A 12,464-nucleotide genomic window follows, 5' to 3' on the forward strand; every position below is an offset into this window, starting at 1 on the left:
CGCTCGCTCCCATCGATGCGCGATATTGACATCATATCATAAATCGGTGCTATCCCTCTAACGTGCAATTGTTACGACAATGATGAAATCGTTTTTCGCAGTCAGGACACATAATGAACATTTCGGTCAAAAACATTATGCGCTTCTCTGTTGGCGCCATTCTGATTGCGGGTTTGAGCGCTTGCGCCAATACGCCCCCTGCACCCATGTCGAACTCGCCTTTGACCGGGCCGGTAAACACTGGCACCTTTCCACACTTCACTCCTGACCCCAAGGGCGAAACCACGCAGTTCACGCCGGAAGAAAAGGACGCACTGCGTTCAAAGCTTTCCGTAGCCAAGGCTGGTCAAGCCGGTCCGTCCTCAGATCCAGCCGTCGCAGCTCGCAGGCAGGCCGAGATGCAGCTGCTCAAAAAGCAGCAGGAAGCTGATCTGAAGGAGATTGAGGGGAAGTCGTCGTCCACACCCCAGTAATCTTGTTGGCAAGGGCCTGTTACGTTCTCTTTTGCGCACTGGATCGCGCCGAAATCGTGGATAAGTTTTAGCTTCTGATCGAGTGTCGGTACATTCTTGCCCTGCATCCCCACAGGGGAGTGGGGCAAAGGCACTTCTGTTCGATTTTTCAGCATTGAAGGGTGGCGACTGCCCTGCCTGTCCGGATGGCAATGCTGCTGTGCGTGGTTCGACGGGGCTCACCATGAGGGAAATTGAGGATTGCATGGATAGTCGCCAACCTTGCAGATCTTGACTCCTTGCAATCAGCCCACCTCCCTCATGGTGAGCCTGTCGAACCACGCACAGCAGCATTGCCATCCGGCAAATCAGCACCCTCAGATCAAAAATAATCGTGGCAACTTATCCACGCTCTCCAAACCTCGGTTATTCTAACCCGGTCCTTTCCATGGGGAACTGCTTCCGGAGCCGTTCGAAGTGGGGAGAGGATCGGTGCCTCCGATGGCGGGTAACGGACCCGCCGTCCGGGGAAGTTCTGTCCAAGGGTTCCCCTGCCGGTACTAAGGCCGGTGCGTGCTGGACGAGCACTGTGAGGGCGGCAGATTGGCTGGGCGCAGTCCTGGCCGCTGGCGTTTCCGACGCGGAACGGACGGGATCAAAAAACGCCGGACGGGCGGTCTTCGGATCGCATTTTTATTCTACCAAGACGCGCTTCGACGACCGCCCGTCTTCCCACCACCATTCAATGGCCAGACGCAAAAGCGGGCGTGGCAAAGGAGGGACATAACGATCAGATACGCGCAATGATTGCTCGACCATCGTGCCATTTGGGTGTATAGCGCACCCGCATATCCAACCCTTTTTAACCGGACCCAACCCTATGGAAGAATTTCATAAAGTTCGCCGCCTGCCACCTTACGTTTTCGAACAGGTCAATCGCCTGAAGGCAAGCGCGCGAGCGGCGGGTGCGGACATTATTGATCTCGGCATGGGCAATCCCGATCTGCCGACACCTCAGGGCATTGTCGACAAGCTGTGCGAGGCCGTTCAGGATCCGCGCACCCATCGTTATTCTTCATCCAAGGGTATCCCAGGCTTGCGGCGCGCGCAGGCGGCCTATTACGACCGCCGCTTCGGCGTGAAACTCAATCCCGACACGCAGGTCGTGGCGACGCTCGGTTCCAAGGAAGGCTTCGCCAATATGGCGCAGGCCATCACCGCTCCCGGCGATGTGGTGCTTTGCCCTGACCCGACCTATCCGATCCATGCCTTCGGCTTCATCATGTCGGGCGGTGTCGTCCGCTCGATACCGGCAATGCCCGATGATCAATTCATTCCGGCGTTGGAGCGCGGGGTACGCCATTCCATTCCGAAGCCGCTGGCGTTGATTCTTAACTACCCGTCGAATCCCACCGCGCACGTCGCGTCGCTGGATTTCTACAAGGATGTGGTGGCTTTTGCCCGCAAGAATGAAATCATCATCCTGTCCGATCTGGCCTATTCGGAAATCTACTTCGATGGAGCGCCGCCCCCATCTGTGCTGCAAGTGCCGGGTGCAATCGATGTCGCGGTTGAATTTACCTCCATGTCGAAGACCTTCTCCATGCCCGGATGGCGCATGGGTTTTGCCGTCGGTAACGAGCGGCTCATTTCGGCGCTGACGCGCGTCAAATCCTATCTCGACTATGGCGCGTTCACGCCGATCCAGGTTGCCGCCGCCGCTGCGCTGAATGGTGATGGCTCGGACATCGCCGAGGTTCGCAATATCTACAAGCATCGGCGCGATGTGCTCGTGGAGAGCTTCGGCCGTGCCGGCTGGGATATTCCGGCACCGGCAGCCACCATGTTCGCCTGGGCGCCCATCCCGGAGAAATTCCGCAGCCTGGGCTCGCTGGAATTCTCCAAGCTCTTGATCGAACATGCGGATGTTGCGGTTGCGCCTGGTATCGGTTTTGGCGAGCATGGCGACGATTATATTCGTGTCGCGCTGGTGGAGAATGAACACCGCATTCGTCAGGCGGCCCGCAATCTCAAGCGGTTTTTGTCAACTGCAGAAGACAAGCTGCACAATGTCATTTCGTTGAACGCACGTCGCTGATCCGACGCTGCCGACACCGGAATCTGCGGCGCCTTTCGGCGCCGCATCAATATAAATTCAGGGAATCAAACGATGAGCGAAGCGCTGCGCGTGGGAATCGCCGGACTGGGTACTGTTGGTGCCTCGGTCCTGAAAATATTGCGTGACAAGGGCGAAATGCTCACCCGTCAGTGCGGCAAGGAAATCGTCGTCACCGCCGTTTCAGCACGGGACGCCAAGCGCGACCGCGGCGTCGATTTCTCCTCCGCAACGTGGTTCGATGATCCCGTTGCGCTGGCCAAATCCAACGAGATCGATGTTTTCATTGAACTGATCGGCGGAGATGAGGGACCCGCACGCGCTTCGGTTGAAGCCGCCCTCAGGTCCGGCCGTCATGTGGTCACCGCCAACAAGGCGCTGCTCGCCAAGCACGGTGTTTCGCTCGCCAGGATCGCCGAAGACAAGGGCGTGCTTCTGAACTTCGAAGCCGCTGTTGCTGGCGGTATTCCGGTGATCAAGGCCTTACGCGAATCCCTGACCGGCAATACAGTCTCTCGCGTCTACGGCATCATGAACGGCACCTGCAATTATATTCTGACGCGCATGTGGGACGAGGGCATATCCTTCGAGGATTGCCTCGCCGATGCGCAGCGGCTTGGCTATGCCGAGGCCGATCCGACCTTCGACATCGAGGGCAATGATACGGCGCACAAGCTGGCGATCCTCACGAGTCTGGCCTTCGGCACGCAGATCTCCGCTGACGATATCTATCTCGAAGGCATCAGTAATATCTCGTTGGCCGACATCAAGGCGGCTGACGAGCTCGGCTACCGGATCAAGCTGCTTGGCGTCGCGCTCAAGACAGAGAGCGGCATCGAACAGCGTGTTCACCCAACCATGGTGCCAGTCGAATCTGTCATCGCGCAGGTGCATGGTGTGACCAATGCCGTGGCAATAGAGACCGATCTGCTGGGCGAACTGCTCCTGTCGGGTCCTGGCGCAGGCGGCGCGGCAACGGCGTCGGCGGTCATTGGCGATCTTGCCGATATTGCGAAGAGCCGCCCGGGTTTCCAGCATGGGCCTGTCTTCGGCACGCCCGCCAAGGCGCTCGCGCCCTACAAGCGCGCCAAGATGCGCGCGCATGAGGGTGGCTATTTCATCCGCCTGACCGTGCATGACCGAGCCGGCGTGTTTGCCGCCATCGCCAAACGCATGGCTGACAATGATATTTCCCTGGAATCGATCGTGCAGCGGCAGAGTGCTAGCAACCAGCCGGAAGCGACCAAGACAGTTATTCTCGTGACGCACGAGACGACTGAGGCGGCAGTAAAAAAGGCGCTCGAAGGCATCGTCAAGGACGGGCATGCGACCGACAAACCACAGATGATCCGTATCGAACGGGCAGGCTGAAAAGTCAGAGAAACTCCGTCTACGCCGTTTAATCGATTAGCTTTTTCGACAAGAGGATTTTCTTGTCCGTCTGCTCTTGCCGCTGCGTTTCGACTTTGACAAAAGGTTTGCATAGCAATGCTAGGAGGGCTGTATTCATCCGGAATATGGCACGTCCACACGAACGCAGGAATTATTATGCTGAAAACTTCCGACCAGACTGATGTAGGCCTCGATCGTATTTTAACCCTCGAACTCGTGCGTGTAACCGAGCGCGCTGCTGTTGCTGCGGCACGTCTGCGTGGACGCGGCGATGAGATGGCGGCGGATCAGGCGGCCGTCGATGCGATGCGTCAGGAGCTTAATCGCCTGCCAATCGCAGGTACTGTCGTCATCGGTGAGGGCGAGCGCGACGAAGCGCCGATGCTCTACATCGGCGAGGAAGTCGGCACGCGCAACGGACCCGAAGTTGATATCGCGCTCGACCCGCTGGAGGGCACGACAATCTGCGCCAAGAACCTGCCGAACTCGCTCGCCGTCATTGCCATTGCGGAAAAGGGTAATCTTCTCTACGCGCCCGACGTTTACATGGAAAAGATCGCCGTCGGACCCGGCTATCCCGCCGGTCTCATCAATCTTGACGCGCCTGCTATAGAAAACATCATGGCGGTGGCAAAAGCCAAAGGCGTGCCCATCAATGAAATCACGGCCTGCATCATGGACCGGCCGCGTCATGCCCGACTGATCGAGGAAGTACGCGCGACCGGCGCTGCCATTCGGCTGATTGGCGATGGCGACGTGGCTGGCGTGATCCATACGACCGATCCGGATGAAACCGGCATCGACATCTATATCGGCATCGGCGGCGCGCCCGAGGGCGTGCTGGCAGCTGCGGCGCTTCGCTGCATCGGCGGCCAGATGCAGGGCCGTCTGCAGCTCAACAGTGACGACAAGATTGCCCGCGCCGCCAAGATGGGCATCAGCGATCCGAAGAAGATCTACACGATGGAAGAGATGGCCAAAGGTGACGTACTCTTTGCCGCAACAGGCGTTACTGACGGCAATATGCTTTCCGGTGTGAAATTCGCACGCGATTATATCCAGACTCATACAGTGGTCATGCGTTCGCACTCGCAGACTGTGCGCGAAATCAAGGCGAAGCATCAGGATATGACCAAGTTCCAGTAGGAACGTTTGTGTCGAAGTCTTCCGCTGCCGGTTCGAAAGAGCCGGCAGTTTGTTTTTTAAGGCTGTTTACTGACAAATGTCTCTGTACCCTATTGGAACGACAGGATTTTTGCTATTTTGGTTTTAGAGGGATTTATTCCGGTCGGGACAGCCATGAATATCCAGCACAGAATAGCCAGTTGCGCGTTGTCGGGAGCCTTGGGTCTGGCCCAGATTTCGCCATTGCATGCGCAGGAAACCGACCCGGACCTTATTCAGGGCTATCGCTCAGGTGACATTCTGATCAGTCTGCCCGACACATCCGGCCCGTTCACCGTGATCAGTCGCAACAGCGATCCCCAAAACTTCAGTGCGACCATCGAATATGGCGGCTTGGACGCACGTGCTATCGTATCGATCAATGGTGTAAGGGCCAGCAATGTGCCAGGCATCTATCCGGTCAGGGACGGACCGGACGATCCCGTGGTGCGCAGCCTTCTCGACCAGGCCTTCCAATACCACAGCACCCAGCCCGGTCAGATCGCGCAGCGGACGAATGTGAGCTATGGCAACCGGGCGATGGCCTGCGTCAGTTCCGATGATCCGCAGAAGAAGGATGATTTTCTGGTCTGCGCAACGGGCGTGCTTGGCCGCTACATGCTTATCCAGCCCGTCATCAACTACAGGCTCAGTTCAAAAGAACTCGTGGATCGCCAGCTTACAGACTTCGCGTCGTCCGTTGCCTCCACCGTAAGCGCTCTGGCATTACCACCCGGGAACTGAGCAACTATTCGCGATTGCCGTTGGATACGCCTTTCGAAGCATTGCATTCATTGCCGCCGAATGATTGAACGGGTCGATGATACCTGAACGGCTTTTCCTCGGCGTTGAACAATCGGCAACCGGTCTGAAATGGATCGACCGGCTGGGGCAGCGCGAGGCCAATATAGCGCTGGCCATGGCGCAAAACCACGGCTTTCCTGACCTGGTGACGCGGGTCTTGGCGGGCAGAGGTGTCGGCCTGGACGAGGCGGCTGCCTTCATGGAGCCGACGATCAAGAGCCTCATGCCTGATCCTGCTTCTCTAACCGACATGAACAAGGCGGCGGAGCGCATCGCCAAAGCGATCGCGGGCAAAGAGAAAGTCGCTATTTTCGGCGACTATGATGTGGATGGCGCCTGTTCTTCGGCGATCCTGTCGCGCTTCCTCACCCATTATGGCATTGCCAACCGGATTTACATCCCCGACCGGATTTTTGAGGGTTACGGCCCCAATCCAGCAGCCATGCAGGAACTGGCACAACAGGCGTCGCTGATCGTCACGGTGGACTGCGGCACCAACAGTGCGGCGGCGATTGCGGCGGCCAAGGAAGCCGGTGCCGATGTGGTCGTGCTCGATCACCATCAGGTCGGCGGCGAATTGCCGGCTGCCGCGCATGCGGTGGTCAATCCGAACCGCGAGGATGATCTGTCTGGGCAGGGCCATCTTTGCGCCGCCGGCGTGGTGTTTTTGACGCTGGTGCAGACGTCGCGGGTGTTGCGCGAGCAGCACGTCAACATGGGTGTTCTCGCCCCTGATCTCCTGTCATTGCTCGATCTCGTGGCGCTGGCGACGGTGTGCGATGTGGTGCCGCTGAAGGAGCTCAACCGGGCTTTCGTGGTCAAGGGTATTCTCGTTGCGCGAGCTCAGCAAAACGCTGGTCTCGCCGCGCTGGCGCGGGTGTCGCGCATCGGTGAACCGTTAAATGCCTTTCATTTCGCATACTTAGTGGGTCCCCGGATAAATGCCGGCGGGCGGATCGGCGATGCCGGGCTGGGCGCAAGGCTGCTGACGCTGGACGATCCGAACGAAGCGATGCGCATTGCCGAGGAACTCGACCGGCTGAACCAGGAACGCCAGGCGATGGAAACGATCATGCTGGAACAGGCGGAGGCCGAGGCGATGGTCGAGCTTTCCGCTGGATCCGGGCCTGCGGTTCTGGTCACTGCCAGCGACGATTGGCACCCCGGCATCGTCGGGCTGATCGCAGCGCGGCTGAAGGAGCGAACCCGGCGTCCGGCCTTCGCGATAGCTTTCAACGCCAACGGCACAGGCAGTGGTTCGGGCCGCTCGATCAATGGTTTTGACCTTGGAAAACTGGTGCGGAACGCCGTCGAACGGGGGCTTCTGGTCAAGGGTGGTGGGCATGCCATGGCGGCCGGAATCACCGTGGAACGCAGTAAAATGGGGGCTTTACGGGCGTTTTTCGAGGAAAGCGCCAGCGAAATTGTCGGGCAATTGCGCGGCAACGCGTCGCTCGCCATCGACGGCGCGTTGAGCGCCGCGGGGACGACCGTGCCGCTCTACGATACCATGGAAAGGGCGGGTCCCTATGGCTCCGGACACCCGCAGCCCGTACTGGTTTTGCCGCATCACAGGCTGGTTGATGCGAGAACGGTTGGCACGGCGCACGTCAAGGCGACGTTGGAAGGCGCGGACGGCAAACGCATCAATGCAATCGCCTTCCGGGCCGTCGGCAGCCCGCTTGGGGACTTTCTTTTCAACCAGTTAGGCCAGTCGCTGCATGTGGCGGGGAACCTCGCGCTCAACCACTGGAACGGCTCCACCACCACGCAATTCCGCATCCTCGACGCGGCTAAAGCTGTGTGAGATCGCCGGATTCGTCTTCCATTTTTGAAGATTCTTGCGCCATTTTCGCAGATTCTTGTGCAGGAATCGGCGAAACTTATCCTCATTTTCCGCAGAATCCTGTTCCAATTTTTTGCGATCCGTGTTCTAGTTTTGTTCTCAGCTGAGAACTTTTTGAACATGCGTAAACCGACCCATCCTGAAAAGCTGTATCTGGATTTCGACAGCTTCTTTGCCAGCGCCGAGCAACAGCTCAATCCGGCGCTGCAAGGACGCCCGGTTGCAGTTGTGCCGCTGGACTCGCCTCATACGAGTGTCATCGCCGCCAGCCGGCAGGCGAAGCCCTTCGGTATCAAGACCGGCACATCGGTACGTGAGGCGAAGGAGAAATGTCCGGATATCGTCTTCATCGAGGCACGACCGGACATATACGTAAAGTTGCATAATCGCATCCTCGAGACGATAGAGCGCTGCGTGCCGATCGCCGCCGTCCGCTCCATCGACGAGGTGAGTTGCAACCTGCTGCAATCGGAAGCGCGCGACGCGCCGGGACTGGCGGCGCGGATCAAGCGTGCCTTGCATGACGAGATCGGGCCGATCCTCACCTGTTCGATCGGCATTTCCGTCAATGAGCTCCTGGCCAAGATCGCGGCGGAAATGGACAAGCCGGACGGTTTCGTGCTGCTCGACCATGACGATTTGCCGGGACGCCTGTTCGATCTCGAATTGCGCGACTTGCCGGGCATCTCCAAGGGCATGGCGGCACGCTTGAGCGAGGCTGGCGTCCGTGACATCAGAGGCTTGTGGGACCTCGCGCCAAAGCACGCCCGCGCCATCTGGAACAGCGTCGAGGGCGAGCGCTTCGTTGCGGCGCTGCATGGCTATGCGGTGGAAAAGCCGGAGACGGTCAAGCGCATGTTCGGCCATGGCCGCAATCTGCCGCCGGACTGGCGCGCGCCGGAAAAGGTGCTGCAATGCGCAAGGCTGCTGGCGCTCAGCGCCGCACGCCGCCTGCGCCGCTCGCATTACCGCGCCGGGGCGATGAGCTATACGATTGGTTCGCGGCGCGACAGCCGCGTGACGCTGGAAGGCCAATTCCGTCCGGCGCGTGACGATCACACTTTTCTAAATTGTCTCAATGATTTGCACGCGAAAATGATTGCGGCGGGTGAGATGCGCAATATCAGCAATGTGACGGTGGTGCTGCATGATCTGTCGGCTGAAGAGGAGGCGAGCCGCGACCTGTTCGACACAGGCGTGAGTGTGAAACAGCGCGGCCAGTGGGAGCGGGTGTCGGATATGCTCGATAAGGTACGCGTGCGGCACGGATCGAAGGCGCTCAACCTCGGCCCGAACAACGGACCGGGCAATTATATCGGCTCGAAGATTGCGTTTGGGCGGATACCGGAGGCGGAGGATTTTTGAGGGCGTGGTTCCTTCCCGTGCAATACTCCTTCCTCTCTCGTGCAATGCTTGTTCCTCCCTCATGCAATGCACCTTCCTCCCTCATGGTGAGCTTGTCGAACCACGCAAAACGGCTGTGCGTGGTTCGACAAGCTCACCATGAGGGAGGAAGGTGGACGGCAGACAAATCGCGGCAAAAGCCGATGTCAAAGCGCAGTCGCCATGCTAAAGCGGATGCGAATCCGATCCGCACAAGAGGAGACAGATATGGGAATTGTCAAAATTGCTGCCGCCCTTGTGGCTTTATCCATGCTTGCCGGTTGCAACAGCACGCGCAATAACTGGCAGTCCCGTGTGGAAAATTATTTCATGAACCCGGCCCGCTCCTGTGCCTCCGGTTACTATGATTGCACCCTTCGCAGCAGCAACAGGACACACGACGAGACCCAGAACATCCGGCACTGAAATCATGCGGAATGGGGCGAGGTTCAACTCGCCGGCGGCAGGGCGGCGATCTGCTGCTGCAGCCGCAGAAGCGGGCCCGGGCTGAGCTCCGCCGGTTGGATGTAGGGGTTGGAGAAAGCGTAGATGAGAAACAGGATGATGCCCGTATAGGCGCCGAACATCGAGATCAGCAGGATATTTCGGCTCCGCGGCGGATAGGAATAATAGGCCAGCGCGATGAAGAACACGCCAGAAAGGGCGGCGAACCAGAAAATCGCGTTCATCGAATCGGCAACAGTGCTCTCGCGCTTGGTGCGGCTGTCGGAGATAAGATAAATCCGGTCCAGCATATGGTTGCGCAGGCTTTGCTCGCGCGGGTTGGTTGGAACGAGATCGAGCACCGCGTTATAGGCGGCATCCCACTGCGCCCACGCCTCCGGCGACAGACGATTGGTTTCGCCGAGCTCCTGCCATTCCTTGTCGACGACGACCCGGATATAATCGTTCAACTCCTTCTGGACTGCCACATTGTGGCCACCGCCATAACGCCCGGCATCGAAATAGATATCGGCGATGGCATTGGCCTCGGTAGCGGTCTGAAGCCTCAATTGCTGGTAACTGAACATCTCCTGCGCAAAGACCAGCGCCAGGATCAGCCCATGCAGGGCGGAAATGCGGAAGATGACTGAACTCGCCAGATCCTTTTCATGAACGTCAGCCTCACTGCCTGTGAACCACCGCATGAGGAAATAGGATGCGAGCATCAGGGTGATCGTCCCGCCCACGAAAATGGCACCGATAAACAGCTCCAAAAGCATGCACATCTCCCGCCAGACGGTTTGTTCGGTGGCAAGTCGTTTGCGCGCTGACAGGCGCAAACGCAGCGAAACCGATACAACCGATGGTATTCCCCGGCGAGCAATCTACGTGGTTTTGGCAGAAAGGCTACTGGAAGCGGACATCCAGTCGATTCACCAAGTTACTCCCATCTTGTTGGGTCTGCGGGGGCTAACTACAGCGTCTTCAGTTCGACATCTATTGGGCGTTAGGTAGAGATGTGGTTCATCTTGTTCCTGAACTTCTTTCTTAAGTCCGCATTTTGCGGAACTCTGAGGTCGGCAATATAGCTATCGAACGCCTTGGCCAACTCCCTGTGGAGTACGCTGCGGTTGAGCTCAATGCGGCCATCGGCATGGAAGACAAACATCGGGCCGCTCCTTTTGACGATAATACGGTCTGTTGATCCAGTATGATGTAGCGCGCAGCGGCCCTGTTCATAGACGCTGACCGCAAGATCGTCCGCATTCATGTCGGCCGGCACGCAGGCCCTGAATGCGTCCCATCCCGTTAGAAACGTCTTGAATAGACTCATGCTCTGATTCTTATGGCTCGTTCGGCCACTCTTGAAACCTTGAATCGTTTCGATAACCAGAAAGTCAATGGCGAGTATCGCAAACCCGTTTGTTCCCCGTTCCTTGCCTTTCTCTCTTTCGATTAGAAGTTGCGCCGGTTCCAAGAAGCGGCTGCGGATACGTGTTTCCAGTATTTTGACGGCCTTGTTCCAGTCTTCGACGTAGTGGATTGCGTCATCTAGGGCCAGTTGTCTCCAGGCCCTCACCCTGTAACCAGGCGCAACTTCAAAATCGTCTGGCAGTATTAAAGATCCCATCGCACCCCTCCCGATGTATTCAACCATTCAGAGCTATGTTATCGGAATTGGCAAGCGTGCGGCTCTGCTTGCGGTGGCCGGCTATGTGATAAGCTGCAACCGGCTGAATCGAGGGGCTATGGAAAACACGGGGAATCCTGATCCGCAACGGTACCAATTGACCCCACCTGCGCATCTCTTCCGGCTGAGCGGCGGCATCAAGCTGATCGTCGATGTGAATGGGAAGTGCCAAGCGATCGGCATGAGTCCAGGCCATGAGGCGCATTTCAGCCTGAATGACCGGAAGATCGGCGCCACGCTTTTCGACTACCGCAACATCCGGATTCTCGCCCGCTCGAAATGCTACAACGATGATGAATTAAACGACCCAATTTCTGACATTCTTGCCCTGCGCGCCTTCGGGCCTGATGGAAAATGCCTGGCGTTCAGCCAGGAGTTTTATTGGTCGGGCGTAAGTCACGTGCTGCACGAGCGGGACATGAGTGCAGAGGAGGGGCTGGTCAGGCGCTTGGTCACTCAGACTAGAACTTCTTTGAGGCGATTCGAGAAACTCTTCATTGCGTATTTCTCCTTCTTGAACACTTTGGCAGACAACCCGCCAAAGAAGGGCCACTGTGTCCGGAACAAGCACACAGTCAATATCGGCACCGAGTTTGCCGCATTGCTCGACTCCCTGTATGGCCTGCGCGACGCCGTGAATTCGGTCGCATACCTGATGCTGATTGGTGAGGTCGGGGTATTTAGCACTAAGAAATTCAAGCCGAAGATTATGGTAAGGAAACAGTCGGCATTTGCGCAGCTCGTGACTGCTTCGATGTTTGATGAGGAAAGTGCAGATCTGTTGCTATCGCGAATGTCGACATATCGTGCTGTCGCACTTCACTGCATGGGAACCAGCAATCCGATCGTCGGTGACAGTGTCCTGTTCAAAGAAGAGATCGGCGTCTTTGGCCCGATCCTGCGAGCCGTCTATCCGCTCTATGATGATATAGCGGAGCTGAAGGAGATCGAGCAAGGAACTGCGGTCGGCTTTTCGTTTCGGCGAGATATGGACGAACTTCAGCGGTTCCTTTCGCTGAGCCGGCATGAGGATGCCCTCGACTTCGGTTTTGACTGCTTCGCCCGCCTCCTAACAATGGCCCGACTTCTCGGCGAAGAGTTAGGGCTGGAATCAAGACATCCTGCCTTGACGGATAACGATATAATGCCATTAAACGATTCCGCTTAGGGGAA

Annotated in this window: 11 protein-coding genes; 9 read left to right on the forward strand and 2 right to left on the reverse strand. The window is 57.6% G+C overall.

The features are described 5' to 3' along the window. The first annotated feature begins 113 nt into the window (after positions 1-113). The 8 genes from ACSQ3H_RS14570 to ACSQ3H_RS14605 all read left to right on the forward strand — a co-directional run bounded on the left by ACSQ3H_RS14570 (position 114) and on the right by ACSQ3H_RS14605 (position 9,583). Positions 114-473 carry a hypothetical protein gene (locus ACSQ3H_RS14570; protein ID WP_436117705.1) on the forward strand — a complete coding sequence of 120 codons (360 nt, stop codon included), beginning with the start codon at positions 114-116 and terminating at the stop codon, positions 471-473. Between the two features lie 859 nt (positions 474-1,332). Then, complete coding sequence (locus ACSQ3H_RS14575) at positions 1,333-2,550, forward strand: LL-diaminopimelate aminotransferase (protein WP_436117706.1); 1,218 nt, start codon at positions 1,333-1,335, stop codon at positions 2,548-2,550. Between the two features lie 72 nt (positions 2,551-2,622). Further along, positions 2,623-3,939 carry a homoserine dehydrogenase gene (locus ACSQ3H_RS14580; RefSeq protein ID WP_436117707.1) on the forward strand — a complete coding sequence of 439 codons (1,317 nt, stop codon included), beginning with the start codon at positions 2,623-2,625 and terminating at the stop codon, positions 3,937-3,939. Positions 3,940-4,116: 177 nt separating this feature from the next. Further along, complete coding sequence (glpX, locus tag ACSQ3H_RS14585) at positions 4,117-5,106, forward strand: class II fructose-bisphosphatase (RefSeq protein ID WP_436117708.1); 990 nt, start codon at positions 4,117-4,119, stop codon at positions 5,104-5,106. Between the two features lie 153 nt (positions 5,107-5,259). Next, positions 5,260-5,868 (forward strand): hypothetical protein, encoded by a 609-nt coding sequence (locus tag ACSQ3H_RS14590; RefSeq protein WP_436117709.1) that lies wholly within the window; start codon positions 5,260-5,262, stop codon positions 5,866-5,868. A gap of 76 nt (positions 5,869-5,944) precedes the next feature. Continuing rightward, positions 5,945-7,735, forward strand: coding sequence for a single-stranded-DNA-specific exonuclease RecJ (gene recJ / locus ACSQ3H_RS14595; protein ID WP_436117710.1), 1,791 nt, complete (start codon positions 5,945-5,947; stop codon positions 7,733-7,735). A 159-nt stretch (positions 7,736-7,894) separates the two neighbouring features. Further along, on the forward strand, positions 7,895-9,139 hold the full coding sequence (locus ACSQ3H_RS14600) for a Y-family DNA polymerase (protein ID WP_436117711.1): 1,245 nt from the start codon (positions 7,895-7,897) through the stop codon (positions 9,137-9,139). A 246-nt stretch (positions 9,140-9,385) separates the two neighbouring features. Beyond that, complete coding sequence (locus tag ACSQ3H_RS14605) at positions 9,386-9,583, forward strand: hypothetical protein (protein ID WP_436117712.1); 198 nt, start codon at positions 9,386-9,388, stop codon at positions 9,581-9,583. Positions 9,584-9,606: 23 nt separating this feature from the next. On the opposite strand, the gene ACSQ3H_RS14610 is transcribed toward ACSQ3H_RS14605, so the two are convergent. Both ACSQ3H_RS14610 and ACSQ3H_RS14615 read right to left on the reverse strand, forming a co-directional pair. Then, the gene (locus ACSQ3H_RS14610; RefSeq protein WP_436117713.1) at positions 9,607-10,380 is read right to left on the reverse strand and encodes a hypothetical protein; all 774 of its coding nucleotides are present in this window, start codon (positions 10,378-10,380) and stop codon (positions 9,607-9,609) included. Positions 10,381-10,607: 227 nt separating this feature from the next. Beyond that, positions 10,608-11,231 (reverse strand): hypothetical protein, encoded by a 624-nt coding sequence (locus ACSQ3H_RS14615; RefSeq protein ID WP_436117714.1) that lies wholly within the window; start codon positions 11,229-11,231, stop codon positions 10,608-10,610. A gap of 13 nt (positions 11,232-11,244) precedes the next feature. Here ACSQ3H_RS14615 and ACSQ3H_RS14620 point away from each other — a divergent pair, with 13 nt between their 5' ends. Continuing rightward, positions 11,245-12,459 carry a hypothetical protein gene (locus ACSQ3H_RS14620; RefSeq protein ID WP_436117715.1) on the forward strand — a complete coding sequence of 405 codons (1,215 nt, stop codon included), beginning with the start codon at positions 11,245-11,247 and terminating at the stop codon, positions 12,457-12,459. Positions 12,460-12,464 lie beyond the last annotated feature (5 nt).

The sequence above is a fragment of the Phyllobacterium sp. LjRoot231 genome (assembly GCF_964253365.1).
Lineage (GTDB): Bacteria > Pseudomonadota > Alphaproteobacteria > Rhizobiales > Rhizobiaceae > Phyllobacterium.